This window comes from Pseudomonas sp. SD17-1 (assembly GCF_029201585.1).
GTDB lineage: Bacteria > Pseudomonadota > Gammaproteobacteria > Pseudomonadales > Pseudomonadaceae > Aquipseudomonas > Aquipseudomonas palmensis.
The window spans coordinates 3,162,947-3,182,325 of record NZ_CP104044.1 but is presented as its reverse complement, the minus strand read 5'-3'; the positions used below and the strand labels follow the sequence as shown (position 1 = coordinate 3,182,325).

21 protein-coding genes are annotated in these 19,379 nt (G+C 64.7%); 9 read left to right on the top strand and 12 right to left on the bottom strand.

All coding sequences use genetic code 11. From position 1 onward, the window contains the following. Window positions 1–100 precede the first annotated feature (100 nt). Complete coding sequence (locus tag N0B28_RS14490) at window positions 101–553, bottom strand: Lrp/AsnC family transcriptional regulator (protein WP_043860530.1); 453 nt, start codon at window positions 551–553, stop codon at window positions 101–103. 148 nt (window positions 554–701) lie between these two features. Between N0B28_RS14490 and N0B28_RS14485 the strand changes: the two genes are divergently transcribed. Further along, a complete protein-coding gene (locus N0B28_RS14485; protein ID WP_043860545.1) occupies window positions 702–1,319 on the top strand; it encodes a LysE family translocator in 618 nt (205 codons plus the stop codon). Between the two features lie 36 nt (window positions 1,320–1,355). Beyond that, window positions 1,356–1,838, top strand: a complete 483-nt coding sequence (locus N0B28_RS14480) for a MaoC family dehydratase (protein WP_054915335.1) — start codon at window positions 1,356–1,358, stop codon at window positions 1,836–1,838. A 21-nt stretch (window positions 1,839–1,859) separates the two neighbouring features. Here N0B28_RS14480 and N0B28_RS14475 read toward each other — a convergent pair whose 3' ends face one another. Both N0B28_RS14475 and N0B28_RS14470 read right to left on the bottom strand, forming a co-directional pair. After that, a complete protein-coding gene (locus N0B28_RS14475) occupies window positions 1,860–2,357 on the bottom strand; it encodes a hypothetical protein (protein ID WP_043860528.1) in 498 nt (165 codons plus the stop codon). Between the two features lie 38 nt (window positions 2,358–2,395). Beyond that, window positions 2,396–2,959, bottom strand: a complete 564-nt coding sequence (locus N0B28_RS14470) for a helix-turn-helix domain-containing protein (protein ID WP_054915334.1) — start codon at window positions 2,957–2,959, stop codon at window positions 2,396–2,398. Window positions 2,960–3,082: 123 nt separating this feature from the next. Here N0B28_RS14470 and N0B28_RS14465 point away from each other — a divergent pair, with 123 nt between their 5' ends. Further along, on the top strand, window positions 3,083–3,967 hold the full coding sequence (locus N0B28_RS14465; RefSeq protein ID WP_104573111.1) for a DMT family transporter: 885 nt from the start codon (window positions 3,083–3,085) through the stop codon (window positions 3,965–3,967). Between the two features lies 1 nt (window position 3,968). Here the strand turns inward: N0B28_RS14465 and N0B28_RS14460 are convergent, their stop codons facing one another. Continuing rightward, window positions 3,969–4,766: a helix-turn-helix transcriptional regulator gene (locus N0B28_RS14460; RefSeq protein WP_275727008.1), complete on the bottom strand. Its 798-nt coding sequence runs from the start codon at window positions 4,764–4,766 to the stop codon at window positions 3,969–3,971. Window positions 4,767–4,871: 105 nt separating this feature from the next. Here N0B28_RS14460 and N0B28_RS14455 point away from each other — a divergent pair, with 105 nt between their 5' ends. After that, entirely contained in the window at window positions 4,872–5,681 is an 810-nt protein-coding gene (locus tag N0B28_RS14455; RefSeq protein WP_058540707.1) for a sulfite exporter TauE/SafE family protein, read from the top strand. Here N0B28_RS14455 and N0B28_RS14450 read toward each other — a convergent pair whose 3' ends face one another. After that, entirely contained in the window at window positions 5,682–7,142 is a 1,461-nt protein-coding gene (locus N0B28_RS14450) for a transporter (RefSeq protein WP_275727005.1), read from the bottom strand. It lies immediately after the preceding gene. 130 nt (window positions 7,143–7,272) lie between these two features. On the opposite strand from N0B28_RS14450, the gene N0B28_RS14445 reads away from it, so the two are divergent. The 3 genes from N0B28_RS14445 (at window position 7,273) to N0B28_RS14435 (ending at window position 9,318) form a co-directional block, all read left to right on the top strand. After that, window positions 7,273–7,755, top strand: coding sequence for an Lrp/AsnC family transcriptional regulator (locus tag N0B28_RS14445; RefSeq protein WP_043860522.1), 483 nt, complete (start codon window positions 7,273–7,275; stop codon window positions 7,753–7,755). 138 nt (window positions 7,756–7,893) lie between these two features. Then, a complete protein-coding gene (locus N0B28_RS14440) occupies window positions 7,894–8,625 on the top strand; it encodes a carbon-nitrogen hydrolase family protein (RefSeq protein WP_275726999.1) in 732 nt (243 codons plus the stop codon). A gap of 42 nt (window positions 8,626–8,667) precedes the next feature. Next, the gene (locus N0B28_RS14435) at window positions 8,668–9,318 is read left to right on the top strand and encodes a hypothetical protein (RefSeq protein ID WP_275726996.1); all 651 of its coding nucleotides are present in this window, start codon (window positions 8,668–8,670) and stop codon (window positions 9,316–9,318) included. 3 nt (window positions 9,319–9,321) lie between these two features. On the opposite strand, the gene N0B28_RS14430 is transcribed toward N0B28_RS14435, so the two are convergent. Both N0B28_RS14430 and N0B28_RS14425 read right to left on the bottom strand, forming a co-directional pair. Next, window positions 9,322–10,368, bottom strand: coding sequence for an LLM class oxidoreductase (locus tag N0B28_RS14430; protein ID WP_275726994.1), 1,047 nt, complete (start codon window positions 10,366–10,368; stop codon window positions 9,322–9,324). Window positions 10,369–10,390: 22 nt separating this feature from the next. Next, entirely contained in the window at window positions 10,391–11,026 is a 636-nt protein-coding gene (locus tag N0B28_RS14425) for a glutathione S-transferase family protein (RefSeq protein WP_275726991.1), read from the bottom strand. Between the two features lie 129 nt (window positions 11,027–11,155). On the opposite strand from N0B28_RS14425, the gene gcvA reads away from it, so the two are divergent. Further along, on the top strand, window positions 11,156–12,043 hold the full coding sequence (gcvA, locus tag N0B28_RS14420) for a transcriptional regulator GcvA (RefSeq protein WP_274096376.1): 888 nt from the start codon (window positions 11,156–11,158) through the stop codon (window positions 12,041–12,043). 10 nt (window positions 12,044–12,053) lie between these two features. Here the strand turns inward: gcvA and N0B28_RS14415 are convergent, their stop codons facing one another. From N0B28_RS14415 to N0B28_RS14395, 5 genes are all read right to left on the bottom strand, one after another. Beyond that, complete coding sequence (locus tag N0B28_RS14415; protein ID WP_078480115.1) at window positions 12,054–12,215, bottom strand: DUF2986 domain-containing protein; 162 nt, start codon at window positions 12,213–12,215, stop codon at window positions 12,054–12,056. Window positions 12,216–13,808: 1,593 nt separating this feature from the next. Beyond that, the gene (locus tag N0B28_RS14410; protein ID WP_082405741.1) at window positions 13,809–16,274 is read right to left on the bottom strand and encodes a TonB-dependent siderophore receptor; all 2,466 of its coding nucleotides are present in this window, start codon (window positions 16,272–16,274) and stop codon (window positions 13,809–13,811) included. A 97-nt stretch (window positions 16,275–16,371) separates the two neighbouring features. Then, window positions 16,372–17,352 (bottom strand): FecR family protein, encoded by a 981-nt coding sequence (locus tag N0B28_RS14405; protein WP_275726983.1) that lies wholly within the window; start codon window positions 17,350–17,352, stop codon window positions 16,372–16,374. After that, window positions 17,349–17,879, bottom strand: a complete 531-nt coding sequence (locus N0B28_RS14400) for a sigma-70 family RNA polymerase sigma factor (protein ID WP_116055391.1) — start codon at window positions 17,877–17,879, stop codon at window positions 17,349–17,351. Before N0B28_RS14400 ends, N0B28_RS14405 begins: the two co-directional genes overlap by 4 nt. Window positions 17,880–18,029: 150 nt before the next feature. Then, complete coding sequence (locus N0B28_RS14395) at window positions 18,030–18,338, bottom strand: DUF3077 domain-containing protein (RefSeq protein WP_100634002.1); 309 nt, start codon at window positions 18,336–18,338, stop codon at window positions 18,030–18,032. A gap of 325 nt (window positions 18,339–18,663) precedes the next feature. Between N0B28_RS14395 and N0B28_RS14390 the strand changes: the two genes are divergently transcribed. Further along, window positions 18,664–19,239, top strand: coding sequence for a hypothetical protein (locus N0B28_RS14390; protein WP_275726979.1), 576 nt, complete (start codon window positions 18,664–18,666; stop codon window positions 19,237–19,239). Window positions 19,240–19,379: the final 140 nt, after the last annotated feature.

Below are 19,379 nucleotides of genomic sequence, written 5' to 3'. Positions count from 1 at the left end.
GGCAGTAGTCGGTGGCCAGCCACAGGTCGCCTTGCCAGGGTTCGTTGGGTGCGCGGTGGATAGTGGTGCTCCTGAGTGGGGGTGAAGGCGGGCGGCGAGGTTACAACGGCAAGGGCCGGTCCTGCACCACGCGCTTCATCACCAGGGTGGAGGTGAGCCGCTGCACGTTGGGCAGCGACGACAGGCTTTCATCATAGAGCCGCTGGAAGGCCGGCAGGTCCTGGGTGATCACGTGCAGCAGGTAGTCCGGCTCGCCGAACAGGCGCTGCGCATCCACCACCTGTGGCAACGCCACCAGCGCGTTCTCGAACGCCTCGACCGCCGTGCGATCGCCCTCGCGAAGGGTGACGAAGACCATGGCGGAAAAGGTCAGGCCCAGGGCAATGGGGTCCAGTTTCGCCCGATAGCCCAGCAGCACCCCCGATTCTTCCAGGGCACGCACCCGCCGGTGGCAGGGGGAGAGGCTCAACCCCACCCGCTCGGCCAGTTCGGTGATCGAAAGGCGCCCGTCTTTTTGCAGTTCGGCAAGAATGTTCCGGTCGATGCGGTCCATCTGGAAGGATCTTCCCCTATTGGCCTATGTCGCGATTATCTTCGAAAGAAAATTCTAGCAAGATTTCATTATTGTTCCCTGCATCAATTTGCTTGTGGAGCAGCACGATGCAGCCAACCGTGGATCAACCCCTGGCGTGGGTAGCGCCATGACCCTGAGTGTTTTCGTGGCGTTCTGGGCGGTGTCGATGTTGTTCATCATCACGCCGGGTGCGGACTGGGCCTATGCGATATCGGCCGGGCTGAAGGGGCGGGTGGTATTGCCCGCCGTGGCCGGGCTGTTGTCGGGGCATCTGATCGCGACACTGATCGTCGCCGCCGGGGTGGGCACGCTGGTGGCGGGGCATCCGTTTGCGCTGTCGGTGCTGACAGTGGCGGGAGCCGGGTATCTGTTATGGTTGGGCATCGGCATGCTGCGGCACCCGACTGTGCCCCAGGCGGACCAGGTGCAGGTTGCCGGTGCGTGGCAGCGCTGGGCGGTGAAGGGCCTGTGTGTGAGCGGCCTGAACCCCAAGGTGTTCCTGCTGTTTCTGGCATTGCTGCCACAGTTCACCGACGCCACGGCGCCGTGGCCGGTACCGCTGCAGATCGTGGCGCTGGGGCTGGTGCATGCGCTCAGCTGCGGGGTGATCTACCTGCTGGTGGGCTTTGGATCGCAGGCCGTGCTGGGCGCGCGGCCTGCGGCGGCGCTGTGGGTCAGCCGGGTGTCGGGGGCTGCGATGGTCATCATCGCGCTGGTGCTGCTGGGCGGGCAGCTACCCAGGTAGGCAGAATGTACGCGGCAATCGAACAGGGGGAGTGCCATGAAGAGCTTGAGAGCACGGGCCGTACAGGGCCTGGAGGTGGGGGCGCAACTGAGCGTGACCCGGTGCTTCACCGATGAGGACATCCGCTGCTTTGCGCAGCTTTCGCGGGACTACAACCCCGTGCACTACGATGCCGCCTCGGCCGAACTGCGCAGGTTCAGGTCGATCATTTCCCATGGCCTGCTGACGGCCAGCCTGGTGACCGAGATCGGCGGGCAGATCGGCTGGCTGGCGACCAGCATGAGCTTCGAGTTCAAGCGGCCGGTGTATGCCGGCGATGCAATCACCTGCCACTGGCTGATCGTGGACAAGGACGAGCGCGGGCATGCGCGGGCGCAGTTGAGCATCGTCAACGCGCAGGGCGAAACCGTGCTGGAAGGCATGACCACCGGGGTGTTGCCGAACGCAGCGGCGCGTGAACGCATGGCGCAGCTGTTGGCCGAGGGCGACCCCGGCAACCTGGCTGCGGCAGGTGCCTAGGGCGCCGGCACGCGGCAGGGTTCAATTGCGAAAGTACAGCTCGTCCAGCTGGCGCCGACGGATCGCCACGTACTGCTCCCACACCTTGGGGAACTCCGCTTCGCGGATGAACGGGAAGGTGAGGTACACGAATCGCCCCTTCACCTGAATGTACTGGCGTGCACGCTGGAAGGCCGGCTGCTCGGTCAATGCGATGCTCTCGTCGTAGCCGTCGTGATAGTGACGAATATCCACCCGGTGCGGGGCAAGCATGCCGCGGGCAAAGTCGATCACCCAGCCGGTGCCCACCGAGGTGCTCAGGTAACCGTAGACGCCATCCTCCGACAGCTGCAGGCACGCCTTGGCCTGCGTGCCGTCGTCATCGTTCACCAGCACGATCTGGTCGTTGAAGTACTGGATGGATTGCCCCTGCGGCCCGTGCAGCACCAGGTTCCAGCCTTCGGCATCCATGCGGAACTCGCCCTGGTTGGCAAACTCGGCGATCCATCCGTTTGACAGCTCGATTCTGTGGTTGGTCATGGGGGTGGGGGTCCTGAGGGATAGGGCAGGCAGTTGCTTCAGCTGTGCTCGATCAGCATGACAGCAACGGTATCGGGCTCCAAGGCTTCGAACACATGGGGCTGGTTGGCCGGGTAGCGCAGGTAGTCGCCGGCATGCAACAGCACCGGTGCACTGGCCGGGCCTGCGCTGGCGGCCCCCTGGCACACGAATACATGCTCGAAAGTGCCCGCCGGGTGCGCCTGGGAATGGTGCGGCTGCCCGGGCTGGGCATGCACGCGGTACAGGTCCCGGCGTATGCCGGGCGGGCAGTCGGCGAGCAGGGTCGCCGCGTAGTCGGCGTCGTCGGCCTTGAGCGCCGCACCTTCGCCTGCGCGAATCACCGTGACCGTCTGCGCCGGCTGCTCGAAGAACCGCGTGACCTGAATGCCCAGTGCCGTGGCCAGCGCCCACAGGGTCTCGATGCTGGGGTTGCCAAGGCCGGACTCCAGCTGCGACAGCGTGGATTTGGCCACGCCGGCGCGGCGCGCCAGATCGCTGACGGACATCCCCGACTGCAAGCGCTCGCGCCTGATGGCCTGGGCCAGAATCATGATCGGCGCATCGTTCGATATAATGGTCATTTGTTCGTTATGAGTTGACTGGGAGAGAGGGCGGCGGACATTATGGCACCCACTTGTTCGTTTTGATGGATTTTGTTCGATGACACAGCTTTCTGTTTTTACCTCGACGGGACACCGCGCGCCATGAATGCACGTTCACGCGGCACCCTCGAAATGGTTACCGCCATGTGCATTTCTGGCACTGTTGGCTGGTTCGTGGTGCAGTCGGGCCAGTCACCTTCGTCGATGGTGTTCTGGCGCTGCCTGTTCGGCGCCGCCGTGATGGCCCTGGCGTGCTGGGCGCTGGGGGTGTTTGGCACGCTGCGCCCGACCCGCGCGCAGTGGGGGTGGATGCTGCTGGGTGGCGTTGCGCTGGCCTGCAACTGGCTGCTGCTGTTCAGCGCCTACAGCCAGGCCTCCATCGCGGTGGCCACGGTGGTCTACCACACGCAACCCTTCATGCTGGTGGGGCTGGGCGTGCTGCTGTTCGGCGAGCGGATTTCGGCCAGTGGTGCCGGCTGGTTGGGCCTGGCGTTTGTCGGCATGCTGCTGATTGTGACGGCCAAGACGGGGGCGGCCGGGGAAAACTACCTGATAGGTGTGATGCTCGCGCTGGCGTCGGCCTTGCTGTACGCGATTGCGGCGATCATCGCCAAGCGCCTGCAGGGCGTGCCGCCGCACCTGATCGTGCTGGTGCAGCTGCTGGTGGGCGCGGCCATGCTCTGGCCCTGGGCGCAGGTGCCGGACATGACCGCGCAGCCCCAGGCCTGGGCCTACCTGCTGACCATTGGCGCGGTGCATACCGGGCTGATGTCGACCCTGCTGTACGGCGCCATCCAGAAACTGCCCACGGCGCTGATCGGCGCCCTGTCGTTTCTGTACCCGGCGGTGGCCATCCTGGTCGACTGGCTGGCCTTCGATCACCCCCTCAGCGGGCTGCAGGCAGCCGGGGCGCTGGCCATATTGCTGGCGGCGGCCGGCATGAACCTGGGCTGGCGCCTGGGCTCAAAGCCGGCCCTGAATACCTGAGTTAGACCACCGCGTGCCCTGGGCCGCACTGGTCGAGCGTGGCCAGGTAAACACTGGGCGGGGCGCCCAATTGACGGTGGAACATGCTGGAAAAGGCGCTGGGGCTGTCGTAGCCCAGCTCCAGCGCGACCCGTGTGACCGAGGCGCCGGCCGCCAGGCGGGTGACGGCAGCCATCAGGCAGGCCTGCTGGCGCCAGGTGCCGAATGAAAGCCCGGTTTGCTGGCGGAACAGGCGGCTGAAGGTTCTTGCACTGCAATGCAGGGCACTTGCCCAGGACTCGGCGCTGGTGTCGATGCGGGGTTGGCGCAGGAAGTTGCGACATAGTTCGGCCAGCCGCGGGTCGTTTGGCAAGGGTGCGAACAGCGCCAGGCTCGGCGCGCTGCGCAGCTCGTGCAGTACCAACTGAATCAGATGCCCGTCGCGACCGTGTGTTTCATACAGTGCGGGTACGTGCGCCGTGGCCAGCAACAGGTGATGGAGCAGGGGCGAGACCACCAGGGCCTGGCACTGCGCGGTATCACGCACCGGCTGCGCCGGCTTTATGTACAGGCTGCGGGTGCTCACCCCGCGCATCAGCACCTGGTGCGGCTTGCCGGCGGGTATCCACACCCCGCTACCGGGCGGAATCACCCAGCTGCCGTCCTGGGTTTGGACCTCCATCAGGCCACTCATGCCATACAGAAACTGTGCGCGCCGATGCACATGGGTGGGCAGCAGTGTGTCGGGCGGGTAGTCGGTACCGATGGCGAGCACCGGGCGGGCGACGGCGTCGACGCTGGCGAGCGGAATATTGAGCATGTGAAGCACCTTGGCCGGAACGCGAGGATTATTGGCCAATTCGCGAGGGCTGGCCACATGTCTGGGCGTTAACGTGTGGCTTCCCCCTTGTGTTGGAAGCGATGCATGTTCTGGTTTCTGCTGTGTGCGTTCGGTGTGGTAGCTGGTGTGACGACTGTGCTGTTCGGCTTTGGTGGCGGCTTTGTGGCGGTGCCGCTGCTGTTCACCCTTATCAGTGTGAGCCATGCGCCGGGGTCGGCCATCGGCGAGGCCGCGATGCATATCGCCGTGGCCACCTCCACGGCGGCGATGATCTTCGGCGCAGGCCTTTCGACCTTGCGCCATGCCCGTGCGCGCACCTTGCAGTGGCCGGTGGTGCGGCCGTTGCTGGGTTACGTTGCGCTGGGTGCAGTGCTGGGCGCATGGGCCGCCACGCAGGTGCAAGGGGCGTGGATACGCTGGCTGTTCATCGGCTACCTTGGCCTGACCATTCTTGATGCCGTGTTGCGCCCGGGGTTTACCGTGAGCACAAGCGATGGCATGCGCCCGCTGGGCCGTCGAGCCAGCGCCGTGATCGGTGTCGGCATGGGCGCCGTGGCCGCATTCCTGGGTGTAGGCGGCAGCGTGATGAGCGTGCCGCTGATGCGCAGGCGTGGGGCGAGCATGGCCGTGGCGACGGCGTCGGCCAACCCGCTGTCGCTGCCGATGGCGATTGCCGGTACTGCCGCCTACGCCGTGCTTGCGTGGCGCACCGAAGTGCTCGGGCCCTGGTTTGCCGGCTATATCGACGTGCGTGCCCTGGCCGTGCTGGTGCTTGGCTCGTGGTGCGGCATTCGCCTGGCCGCGCCGTGGATCGGGCGCATGCCCGACGCGCTGCATGTGAAGTGCTACCTGGCCCTGCTGGGGGTGGTGCTGGTGGTGATGGTGGTTGCCTGACTAGCCCAGCCAGACGCTCAGTAACCCCGCAGCCAGCGCGACCAGTGCCGTGTTGAGGCACACCAGCGCAAAGCCGAAGCGCACCAGTTCGCCTTCTTCACTGGTGCTGGTTCTGGCCAGGCCCAGGATCAGCATCACGATCGACAGCGAGCCCAGCGCCGCATGCCCCGCCGCGCTGTTCTGCACCGCCGCGAGCAACAGGCGGCCGTGTTCGGGCAGCATGGCGATGGCGGGCATGAAGATCGCATTGCCGCCCACGTTCGAGCCGGTCATGTAGCCGGACAACCCGCCCAGCAGGGCGACCAGCAACGAGGCGGCGGCCGGTGCCAGGCCGGTCAGCAGCTGCATCAGGCCCGCCAGAAAGCCGGCCTTGACCATCAACTGCGACATGGCGAGAAAAAAGAAGATCGTCAGCAGGGGCCGCTTCGCCCGGGCCAGCAGTGCGGTGCCGATGCGGGTGCCCGGCACCGGCAGGGACGGTGCGCTTCGCGCGTGAAACCCCAGGCCCACCAGCACCAGGATCAGTGCCACGCCCGGCGAGGCAAGCGGCTTCCAGGTGACCTGGGCGCCCTGGACGACCCACAGGTTCTGCCAGCCGGTGATGGCCCACAGCGCCTTGAGCGCGACGATGCTGGTGATCAGCACCAGGTAAGGCCACGCCTGGCGCGGCCATTGTCGCGCCCCGCGTGTGCCGCCGTGGTTGTGCAGGCGCCACAGCCCGCTGGCCAGTACGACGGCTGCGCTCACCAGGCCCGCCGCCACGCCGGCTACCTCCGGCCCCAACCCGCGGCTGCTGCTATAGAGCACCCCCACGAATACCAGCCAGCCAGCGCCCAGCACCATCCATTCGCGCAAGGTGCGAACCTCGGCCAGGTACAGCGCCATCGCCCCGAGCGCGAGAAACACCGGTGCGCTGGTCAGCGCCGAAGTGGCTGCCAGCGCCGCAGCATCCAGCTGGGCCAGGGAAGCGCCGATCACCGATGCCAGGCCCAGCGTGCCCCACGGCATGATCGCCATGCCGGCCAACGCGATACGCAGCGCCACCCGGCGGTCGAACAGGCTGAGCAGCAGCGGCACGGTGGCGATCAACGACACGCCAAAGCCGGTCATGGCTTCGAGCAACGGGGCCAGCCCGAGCACGATGAACACCACCTGGTCGCCGCGCCCGAGCCCGAGCGAGCGTACCCACTGGCTGAATGCCAGGTTCACGCCCATGCGCTCGATGAAGATCACGAAGGCCAGCCCCGGTACGATCACGAACGCGGTGCTGGCAAACAGCACGGCAGTGTCCTGGGCGGCCGCCACCAGGCTGCCCAGGCGCCACGTATCGGCAGCACCGACCAGCCACAGCACCATTACCAGCAGCGTACCGGCGATGGCGGCGTGCACGGGTGGGCGGCGCAGCACCACCAGCATGGCCGTGACCAGCAGCACGGGCGACAGATGAAACAGTGCGAGCATGCGAGCAATATCCTGTGTGAGTCCCGACCAGGGCTGCGGCTGCAGGCTGGGGCTCGATAATATTTCTCGCCGTCAGATAAAGGGGCGCGGATTTCTGGTAGTTTTCGAGAAAATTTCTCGCAGGGTTTCCATGGCCATTCACGATGTAGCGGCTGAGCCGCTGGACAAGTTCGACCGCGCCATTCTTGACCTGGTGCAGCGCGACAACACCGTGCCGCTACGGTTGGTGGCCGAGCAGGTCAACCTGTCCACGGCGGCGGTGCAACGGCGCATCAAGCGCATGGAGGAGCGGGGCGTCATCACCGCCAATGTCGCCGTCGTCGACCCTACTGCGGTGGGTCGGCCGATCACCATCATCGTGGAGGTGATGGCCGAGCGCACCAGCCTCGATGCGCTGGAGGCCATGAAGGCGCACTTTGCGGTGCCTGAAGTGCAGCAGTGCTACTACGTCACTGGCGAGGTGGATTTCGTGCTGGTGCTGACCGTGGCCAGCATGCAGGAGTACCAGGCGTTGGCGCGGCGGTTGTTTGCCGAGAACGCCAATGTCACCTGGTTCAAGACCATTGTGGCGCTGGACCGGGTGAAGGTCGGGTTGCAGGTGCCCAGCCTGTAGGAGCGGGCCTTGCCCCGCGATCTGGCGCGCAGCGCCAGCAGAACCTGCGACGCGATCAGCCTGAAACACCGCACACTTTCCAAGGTAACGATGTTGGTGCAGCATAGGCCCGCGTCGACAAAGGGACATGAGACTCGAATGAAGCTTATCGCTGCGCAAATCTCGGCCACCCCGGGCGATGTCGAAAAGAACCTCGCCCAACACATCGACGCTATCCACGCCGCTGCAAGCCAGGGAGCCGATGCGGTGGTCTTCCCCGAACTTTCGCTGACCGGCTACGAACCCGAACTGGCCGGTGGCCTGGCGATGGCGCCCACCGACAGCCGCCTCGATGCGTTCCAGGCCTTGAGCGATCGCTACACCCTGCTCATCGCCGTGGGTGCGCCAACCCAGGGGAGGAAGGGCACCCAGATCAGCATGATCGCCTTCCAGCCAGGGCTGCCACGTGTGGTGTATTCCAAGCAGCTTCTGCACGCCGACGAACTGCCATTCTTCACGCCTGGTACCCAGCAGCAGGTGTTCCGCCAGGGCGGGCATGTTCTGGTGCCCGCGATCTGCTATGAATCCTTGCAACCCGCCCATGCAGACCAGGCCGCCGCGGCAGGTGCCCAGGTGTACCTGGCCAGCGTGGCCAAGTCGCAGAAGGGCGTGGACCTGGCCTGCAACCATTACCCGGCAATGGCCCGCAAGCATGGCATGACCGTGATCATGGCCAACTGCGTAGGCCCCGCCGACAACTTCATCGGTGCAGGCCAGTCCGCGGTCTGGAACCCGAATGGCGAGCGCGTCTGCACTGCCGACGCCACCCGGCAAGCCCTGGTCGCATATGACACACGCACGGGAGAAGCGGGCACTGTCAGCCTGGCTTGAATCACCATCGCCACCCCAATTCGTCGACCTTCGGAAGCACTCATGCCCGCCTTGATTCCCCTTGACCCCGCAACACTCCCGGACATCGCCACGCTGCGCCAGCGCGCCAAGGCCCTGGCCATGCTCGATGCCATCGTCTCCCCCGAATGGGAGTACCGCTATTTCAGCTACAACGCGAGCTGGTTCGACGGTGAGGAAATGGCGTCGATGCGCAATGGCTCGGGCGATGAATGGTTTGTGCACTTCGGGCCGTTCGGCGCGGCCATCAAGGGGATTGCGCATGAATCCCCGTTAGCCGGCGACAGCCGTCTCGTCGAGGCCGTACAGCAACAAGTGCCGCCGGCCTTTGCCGCCTTTCTCAACGAAGCGGCCTTCAGCATGGACTGGCTGAGCTACTGCTACTGGAGAAGCCCTGACGACGCGGCCTGGCAGAAGGTGGCAGCGCCGAACGTCAAAACGCACTACCTCGACGATGGCTCGGTGGAGTTTCTGGCGCTGCTGATCGAACCGGCCAGTGGCTACGTGGAGTTTGCCCAGTGGTACTACGAACAGGCCGTGCCATTGGCGGCGGTGCAGCAACTCTACGACCACACCCCGTTGACCGCCGACCTGGTGGCCGCGCTCAACCCGGACCTGGACTTTGCCGAGGCGGTGGCCTCGGCTGTCGAAACGGGCTACCCCTGCGCCGGATAAGTGCTACCACCCCTGGGCCAGCGGCGCTGGCCCTTGCAAGGTGGGGAACAGCGGCAACACTTCTTCGGCCAATTCCTGAATGACCTCGTCAACCGGCCGCCGGGCCATCTGAATGCCCAGCGCCGCATGATTGACGCCCGCTGCCTTCCATTCGCCAAGCAACGCGATCAGCCCGTTGCGCCCGGTCTTGAGCACATACCCACCTTGCAACGGCGTGCGCGGGAAGTCGGGGTCTTCGTCCAGGTCGATCCACTCGTTGGTCATGTGCGGGCGAAACCCGCCGTTGGGGATCTGCGAGCGCCACGCCCGAACCTTCTCTGCCAGGCGAAGTGGGCCCTGCGCCGTGTGGGTGGCGTCCGGGTAGGTCAGCCAGCCATCGGCCTGCTCACCCAGCCACTGCAGGGATTGACGCGACGACCCCGTCACGATCAGCGGAATGCGCCCGGTGACCGGTTGTGGCAGCAACTGCGTGCCGTTCATCTGGCCCAGCGGCGAGCGGAGGGTCGCAGGGCCCTGCGCCAGCAATTGCCGAAAGTAGTCCACGCTGTGGGCAAAGCGCTCACCGCGCTGGTCATGGGCCAGGCCGTAGGCCGGGAACTCCACGGCCCTGTCCCCCGACGCGATGCCCATCACCAACCGGCCGCCCGACAGGCGATCGAGGCTGGCGGCAGACTTGGCCAGGTCGATGGGGTGGCGCAAGGTGAAGATGGCGCTGCCGGTGACCAGCGCGATGTGCCGGGTATGGGCGGCCAGGTAGCCCAGGTACACGAAGGGGTCGAACACCTGGCCGGCATCGCCGAAGGCCGGGTCGAACAAGGGCACGTCGCGCACCCATACGGCAGCAAAGCCCAGGCGCTCGATCTCGCTCACATGCTGCGCCTGGGCGTGAAGCACCGCCATGTCGCCCTGGTAGAAGCGCAGTGGCAGAAAGATGCCCAGTGTCAGGTGATCGGCGGCGAACATGCGCCGGTAGCCGGGGTGGTGGGCGAAGGCTTCGGCGTTCGCGCCGCAGGTGACGGCGGGTGCAGTGGGGTGGGTCATGGTGTTCATGCCTGTTCCTTGGTGTTGGGGGTCATGGGCCGGTGGCAGGGGCGGGCAGGCGGATGCCGCGTTGTACCGCAGGGCGCTGCTCTACCTGCGCGTACCATTGGCTCAACCAGGGCTGCTGGCTGAAGTCGAAGCCCACCAGCTGCGCGATATGCAGCCAGGCGAAGGTGGCGATGTCTGCAATCGAATAGGTGGCGCCACCCAGCCACGGCTGGTTTGCCAGGTGCTGATCGAGGGTGACGAAGGTGGCTTCGGTGAGGGTCCTGTAACGCTGGATGGCGGCAGGGTTGGGCACGCTGTCGAAGCATTCGAAGTGCACGCGCTGGCCCAGCAACGGCCCCATGCTGGCGCTGTGAAACATCAGCCAGGTGATGCATGCCCAGCGCTCGGGAGCGTCGTGGCCAAGCAACTGGCCGCTCTTGTCCGCCAGGTACAGCAGGATGGCGGCGGACTCGAACAGGGTGATGCCGGTGGCGCGGTCGATCAGCACCGGAATGCGACCGTGCGGGTTGAGCGCAAGAAACTCGGGCCGCTGGTGCTCGCCCTCATCGATGCGCACATGGCGCAGGTTGTAGGGCAGGCCCATTTCTTCCAGGGCGATGGTGATCTTGAAGCCGTTTGGCGAACTGTCGGTGTAGAGAATCAGATCAGGATCGGACACAGGGCACATACCTCAGGCAGACTAATGCTTGTTGCGTGGTGTGGGTGCCATGCTAGTGAGTGATTGCCTGGGACAAAAACGATTAGTCCTGCGCTTTGACGTTAGATTTTCTAAACCAAGGAATACGCCATGGGCGCCGTTCTACCCTTGCTGGCGCTGCGCGCCTTTACCGAAGCTGCACGGCTGTGCAGCCTCAAGGCGGCGGCCGAGCACATGGGCGTCACCCCCGGCGCCATCAGCCAGCAGATCCGCCAGCTGGAAGACCGCCTGGGCGTCACGCTGCTGGTGCGGGGGCGGCATGGGGTGCAGCTCAGCGATGCCGGCGCACGTCTTTTCCCCGGGTTGTCGCGGGGCTTTGGGCAGATCGAGAACGCGCTACTCGAACTTGAGTCGTTCACCCACGAGCAAACGCTTACCATCAGCACCGTGCCGTCGTTCGCGTCCACCTGGCTGGTGCCGCGCCTGGGTGACTTCAGTGCCCGGCATCCTGACATCGAAGTGCGGGTGGAGGCGTCGGCAAGGCTGGTGGACTTTCAGCGCGAGCGCATCGACATTGCGCTGCGCCATGGCCTGGGCCAGTACCCGGGGCTGGAGTCGATCCCGCTGATGGCGCCGGTGCTGCTACCGGTGGCCAGCCCTCGGCTGCTGGCCGAGGGGCCGCCGATCAACAGCCCGCAGGATTGCCTGAACTACCCGTTGCTGCACGACACCGAGCGAGCGGATTGGCCGCTGTGGCTGCAAGCGCATGGCGTGGAGGCTGACAGCCGTAGCCAGCGCGGTGCCAGTTACGATGAAGACCTGTTGCTGCTGCGCGCGGCGGCGAGCGGGCAGGGCATTGCCCTGGTGCAGGACAACCATGCCCAGGAAGATCTGCACAACGGCAGGCTGGTGGTGGCGCTGGACAGGCCGTGGCCGTCGCGATTTGCGTACTACCTGGTAACGCGCAAAGAGGCCTTGAAGCGGGCGCAGGTGCAGGCGTTCATCGAGTGGATAACGCAGCAGGCGGGCGCTGCGTGACAGGTGTGGCTCAGCCTTCGGCGGCGGGGGTCGGGGTTTCGGCGGCTTCTGCAGCCAGCTTCAGTCGGTCGGCCTTGCAGATGTATTTGGGTTTGCTTTTGGGGGCCAGCTTGGCGCTGGCCTTCTTGGCGTTGGCCTTGAGTATCTGCTTGATCTTCTTTTGGCGGTTCATGGTTCTGCTGGGCCTGTAGATGCTTGAAAGCGGTGCGATGGCGGGGAGGTTGCAGGTGTCTGCAGAGCCTTGCCGGTATTGCCGGTGGGGCGAGTTTACTAAAGGTTGCGCTGCAAGCGTGAGCGTTGTGCGTGGGGAGGCTTTGAGGGCGCGTGCACAGGTTTTGCTGGTGCTGCGCACCAGATCGCGGGTCAAGGCCCGCTCCTACGGCCTGGCGGCCAGAGGCGGAGTCTGCCCGAAGGGCGTAGGAGCCGGCGTTGCCGGCGAACGAGCGCGAAGCGGTCGTAAAGCCTGAATGCGCGGTGTGTCAGGCGAACCGCGTGCACAGGTTTTGCTGGTGCTGCGCACCAGATCGCGGGTCAAGGTCCGCTCCTACGGCCTGGCGGCCAGAGGCGGAGTCTGCCCGAAGGGCGTAGGAGCCGGCGTTGCCGGCGAACGAGCGCGAAGCGGTCGCAACGCCTGAGTGCGCGGTGTATTAGGCAAACTGCATGTGCAGGTTTTACTGGCGCTGCGCACTAGATCGCGGGGCAAGGCCCGCTCCCACGGCCTGGCGGCCAGAGGCGGAGTCTGCCCGAGGCCTACATGCACGGTATATCACGCGAACTGCATGTGCAGGTTTTGCTGGCGCTGCGCGCCAGATCGCGGGTCAAGCCCGCTCCCACGGCCTGGCGGCCAGAAGCGGAGTCTGCGCAGGGTGTAGGAGCCGGCGTTGCCGGCGAACGAACGCGAAGCGGTCGCAAGGCCTGAGTACGCGGTGTATCAGGCAAACTGCATGTGCAGGTTTTGCTGGCGCTGCGCGCCAGATCGCGGGTCAAGCCCGCTCCCACGGCCTGGCGGCCAGAAGCGGAGTCTGCGCAGGGTGTAGGAGCCGGCGTTGCCGGCGAACGAGCGCGAAGCGGTCGCAAGGCCTGAGTACGCGGTGTATCAGGCAAACTGCATGTGCAGGTTTTGCTGGCGCTGCGCGCCAGATCGCGGGTCAAGCCCGCTCCCACGGCCTGGCGGCCAGAAGCGGAGTCTGCCCGCAGGCCGTAGGAGCCGGCGTTGCCGGCGAACGAGCGCAAAGCGGTCGCAACGCCTGAGGGCGCGGTGTATCAGGCAGACCGCATGTGCAGGTTTTACTGGCGCTACGCACCAGATCGCGGGCCTTGACCCGCGAATCGAGCGCAACGCGGTCGCAACGCCTGAGTGCGCGGTGTATCAGGCGAACTGCATGTGCAGGTTTTACTGGCGCTGCGCACCAGATCGCGGGGCAAGGCCCGCTCCTACGGCCTGGCGGCCAGAGGCGGAGTCTGCCCGCAGGGTGTAGGAGCCGGCGTTGCCGGCGAACGAGCGCAAAGCGGTCGCAAGGCCTGAGTAGGCGGTGTGTCAGGCGAACCGCATGTGCAGGTTTTACTGGCGCTGCGCACCAGATCGCGGGGCAAGGCCCGCTCCCACGGCCTGGCGGCCCGAAACAGATCATCGAGCCATGCATAATCCGCTTCTGCCCGCAGGGCGTGGGAGCGGGCTTGACCCGCGAAGCGGTCGCAACGCCTGAATGCACGGTGCATCAGTCAATCTGCATATGCCGGCAATCACGCTGACCCCGGCGCATCATCAGAAGCTGTACTTCGCCGTAACCATCAAGTTGCGCGGGTCGCCAAACACGTCATATGGGCTCCACGTGGAGTTGCTGGCGATGCCCTGGTAGTACTTCTTGTCGAACACGTTGTTGATGTTCAACTGCGTGTCCAGATGCTTGTTGACCTGGTAACCCGCCATCAACCCGACCAGCGCATACGCCTCCTGCTCGACATGGTAGTTGCCGAACACATTGCTGCCCTTGTTGAAGGTCGCGCTCTGGCTATAGAGGTTGGCCCCCACACGCCACTGCTTCAGATCACCCTGCAACTGGTACGTGGTACTGGCCTTGAACATATGACGCGGCAGGTCGGTGTCGAACAGCCGGCCTTCCTTGGCCTTGTCGGCATCCTTCTCGTACTTGGCCTGGGCGAACGTATAGCCGGCGCCCACTTGCCAGTTGGGCGTCAGCGCACCATTGATCTCGAACTCGATGCCCTGGCTGCGCACCTTGCCGGCCGCTTCATAGCATCCGTAGCTACCCACCGGGATGACCTTGCACAGGCTTGCATCCGCCACCTCGGCCGCGCGGTTGAGCTGGTCGATCTGGAACAGCGAAGCACTGGCATTCAGCGCGCCGCCAAAGTACTCACCCTTGATACCCACTTCGTAGTTTTCGCCGGTAATAGGCTCGATGCCTTTGCCTTGGCCGTCCTTCTCGGTCTGCGGCTGAAAGATATCGGTGTAGCTGGCATACACCGAATGGTTGTCGTCCAGGTCGTAGATAACCCCGGCATAACGGGTGACGTTGCGCACCACCTTGGTCTTGCCCGAGGTGTAGTACTGGTCGTTGATCTGGTCATAGATGGCCGTGGCGTCGTACCAGTCCAGGCGCGCACCGAGTATCACCTTCAGCGGGTCGGCCAGGTTCCAGCGCGTGGTGAGGTAGAGGCCTTCCTGATCGACCTTGTCGTCGATGGAGTAGATGTCCGGCACGTTCGGTCTGGCCAGCCCGCCCGGGTTGAAGCGGTTGATGTCCGGCACATCGACGAACACCGTGCCGCCGGTGGCTTCGGTCTTGAGCTGGCGCTTGCTGGCGCCGACCACCAGTTCATGCTCGCGCCCCAGCAGTGTGAACGGGCCTGTGGCGTAGACATCGTAGGTGGACTGATCGAAGTCGCGGTTCTGGTTGAAGATGCGCTGGCGGTAGGTGGCGTCGTTGTTGCGCTCCAGCACGCCGCCCATCATCTTGAATTCGGACCAGTTTTTCGACGCGCCCAGGTGAAGGCGCCAGTCGTTGTCGAAGCGCTGGTCGAGCTCGACGAACACCGTCTTGTTCTCGACGTCCTGGTGCGACCAGCTGTAGCCGAAGGTCTTGGAGCGAGAAAAGCCCATGTGGCTGCCATCGGGGTTCACCGGCAGGCCGCCCCAGTTGATGTTGTTATTGTCGTTCTGGTCGGACGCGCCCACGGTCAGGGTGGTGCTGTCGGTGAGGTCGAACTCGCTGATGCCGTAGAACACCCCGCGCTCGCGCCCGGCGTAATCCTGATAGCTGCCCTTGTCGTTGTACGCGCCGACGATGCGGCCACGCACGCTGGCGCTGTCGTTCAGCGGGCCGGACACATCCAGCTCGCTGCGGTAGTTGTCCCAGCTGCCGGCGCTGCCGGTCACGCTGGCCTGGAACGCCTGGGTAGGGCGCTTGCGCACCATGTTGATGGCGGCCGACGGGTTGCCGGCCCCTTGCATCATGCCGGTGGCGCCGCGCACCACTTCGACGCGGTCATAGGGGGCGAGGTCGGCGGTGGCCACCCAGTCTGCGTTGTAGGTGGTGGGCAGGCCGTCGAACATCAGGTTGGTGATGGGGAAGCCGCGGGCGAAGAACTCGCTGTTGGCCGGGCGCGCGGCCGACAGGCGCAGCCCGGGCGTGGCCTGCACCACGTCGTCGAGGCTGCGCATGCCCTGGTCGTCCATGCGCTGGCGGGTAATCACCGTGACCGACTGCGGTGTTTCGCGCAGCGACAGCGGCAGCTTGGTGGCGGTCTGCATGGCGCCGGTGGTGTACGAACCGCTGTGCTCGGTGGTCGAGCCCAGGCCCAGGCCGCTGATGGTGGTGGCGCCCAGTTCCAGGGCATCTGCGCTTTGGCTACGGGCAATCAGCAGGTAATTGCCGCTTGCGGTGCGGGTAACCGTGAGGCCGCTGCCGGCCAGCAGGCGTTCGAGGCCATCCTGCACGGCATAGTCCCCACGCAGTGCCGGGGCGCGCTTGCCCTGCACCAGCGCCGGGTCGAACGGCAGGCTGATGCCGGCCACCTGGGCAAAGCTGTTGAGCGACTCTTCCAGCGGGCCTGCCGCCAGCTCGTAGTGGCGGCTGCTTGCCTCGGCGGCCTGCGCGGCCGCACTGGCCAGCGACACGCTGGTGGCACCGGCCAGCAACATACTGCGCAGGGTCAGTGCCAGCACGCTGCGTTGCAAAGGCCGGGTGGGGATAAAAGCAGAAGACATGGACAGCGTGCTCCTTTCGAATGACGAGGTGTATTGCCTGTCTGTCGAAGAGGGTGGCAAAACCCGTAAAAGTTTTTGAGATTTATTCTCATCAGCCTTACCGGGCGACGATACGGGTCCATAACGGGGTAAAGCGTTCCACCCGCACCGGCAGCGAATCGCTCAGGGCGCTGAGGGCCTGGTCGATGTCATCGAGCTGGAACACGCCCGACACCTCCAGGTGCGCGATGGCCGGGTCGCAGCGCAGCCAGCCGTGGCGATAGCGCGCCAGTTCTGCGGTCAGCTCGCGCAGTTGCATGCGCTTGGCCACCAGTTGCCCGCGCGCCCAGGCGCTGGCATTGAGGGGGCTGGTTTCGACCCGCTGGCTGCCGTTTGCATCGATCAGGTATTGCTCCCCGGCGGCAACCATCACCGGCTGGCCCTTGCCCTGAATCGCCACCACCCCATCCTCGACCCGCAACCGCGTGCCGCTGGCTTCATCACGCACCGCAAAGGCCGTACCGATGGCCTGCAACTGTGCATGCCGCGTGCTGACCCAGAAGCTGCGACGCCCGCCCGCCGTGGCGGCGTCCTTGCCGGTGTCGATAAAGATTTCGCCGCGCCGCAGCACGATCAACCGGCGCTGGGCGGTGAACTGCACGTCCACTGCACTGGCTGTGTTCAGTTGCAGGTGGGTGCCGTCATCCAGCACGAACTGACGGCGCTCGCCCACCTCGGTGGCGTAGTCCGCGCCCCAGGGCACCAGCGTGCTGTCACGCATCGACCAGCCGGTAACGCCGCTGGCCAGCAGCCCCACGCCCAGCAGCTTGAGCGCCTGGCGTCGGCTGTGACGACCGCCTTGCAGGCGTTGCAGCGTGTCCCGCGCCACCGAGCCGGGCAGTGCGGCCAGGCCCTGGAAGGTGGCATCGCTTTTCTGCAGCGCTTGCCAGGCCACCTCATGCAGCGCGTGCGCCTGACGCCAGCGTTGGCAGGCCTCCAGCAGTTGCGGGTTGGCGCCGTCGGACTCGATGCGCACCAGCCAGCCGATGGCCTGGTCCAGCACGTTGTCGGGCAGTTCGGGCAATGGCGGGCGGCTCATCGCTGGGCCAGGTAGCAATGGCGAATGGCGCTGGCCATGTACTTCTCCACCGAACTCAGGCTTACCGCCAGGCGCTCGGCGATCTCCTTGTAGCTCAGGCCCTCCAGGCGCGACAGCAGAAAGGCCATGCGCACCTTGGGCGGCAGGCCGTTGAGCAGGGCGTCCACACGGGTCAGGGTTTCCAGCAGTATCAGCTGCGACTCGGGCGACGGCACCTCGGCTTCGGGCAGGTGTGCGATGGCCTCCAGATACGCCCGCTCGACCCGCTGGCGGCGCACGCGATCCACCAGCAGCCCGTGGGCCACGGTGCTCAACCAGGCACGCGGCTGACGCAACTGCTGCAGCTGCTCCGGCTTGCCGAGGATGTGCACGAAGATGTCGTGGGCCAGGTCCGCCGCGTGGTCGCCGTGGCGCATGCGCTTGCGCAACCAGCCCAGCAACCAGGCGTGATGGTTGATGTACAGCGCACGAACATCGGCATGAGGGGTGCGGGAAGTGGATGGCGACGACACGGAAAACCTCAGCATGATAGCCAGGTGCATTTGAGAATTTGTCGCATCCTAGTGCCAGAGGGCCGTGGACAGCAAGGGGAGAGTGCGTGATGTGGGGGGGCAGGTGGGGTTTTGGTGGGCGGAGCGAGCTCGGTAGGCCGCGTGTGCGGCCCGTGTGTTGCGTCGTTACTCGGGTGTCGCGTTTGCTTCCATGCCGTCCAGCACGGTGTCGATCAGTACGGTGCTCATTTCCAGCGATTGCTGTGCGGCGATCAGCAGCGTCTTGAACTGCTCGTCGGCGCGTTCGCAGGCTTGGGCGGTGGTGTCCTTGGCGCATTGGATCTGGAGCGACAGGTGAACCAGGGCGTCTTCCAGCTCGATGCCTTCGCAGACTGAAAACAGGGGCGGGTGATTGCCGTTGCAACAGCCGAAGGCGGTGTAGATGCGTTTGCGGGGTTGAGTAGTAAGCGGGGGATTGGAGACGGTTTTGACCATTGTGCAGCTCCCTTTTTGAGTGGAACCGCCATCTGATGTTCAGGTGGCGCAGTTGCGCCTTTTGCATTAGCGGGCCGCGACGCCCGGTCGCTGGATTGACAGCGACGTCGCAAGATTAGCGGGGTTGGGGTGGGGATTCAAGGCGTTCTACAGCGGTATGCGCACCCCCCATGAAGCGGGAGCCGGATGCTTGTGCATTATTGCTCAGGCAGCAAGGCTGGATCCGCTCGATGCAACTGGCAAAGTTGACCGTTGTGACAAGCAAAATGACGTAGCACGCTATCCAGGAGCACATAGCCGAGTGCCTTTCCTGGGAGCATCGATCATGAGTGCAACATCCTTCAGCGTACAACTCCAAAACGAAATGGAAGGTAAGATCAATTATTTCCACTACCAAAAGTTCGGCGACCCCGCCTCGGGTACAAAATCCGCATTAACATCGCCCCAAACTACTTATGACTTCAATCTCTACCCCGGCGGAAAGTTTATAGCGACGACCGCCGAGTCCTACCAAACGCAGCTTGAAGATCCAAAACTTCTTCGATTCAGATTTACAAATAATTCAGGTTTTCCTGTCGGGTTGCTCCGCGTATACGGTGAGCCCCCTTATCCCGACTGGGTAATAGCCGCGCTGGAGGACATTCCGGGGGACGAAAGTGAGGAAGACGTTCAATCTCAGCGCGAGTTAATAATCGATAGATACAACCAAATGGTTGGGGGGGTGAATACAGGACCGAAGCGGTTTCCAGGGGGGGTACTACGGCGCTGGATCGACTACGAACCTCGCCGTGGCGACCCCTCTAAATGGTACGCATGGCTGCTACGTCCAGGAAGGTCAACTAGTGTGGCGGTAATCGAAGGAAGCGTATGGGCGGTGAGCGAAGCAAAAAACGAAGACTGACCTTTTCCCCTGGCAGCGCAACGGGGAGCTTGGGTGCTGTACAGAACTCAAGTGACCCTAGTTCAGCTCTCGCGTCGTCAGCATTTTTAAGTAGTGCATGCGTTGAACAGAGGAGGGTGATTGCCGTTGCAACACCCTCC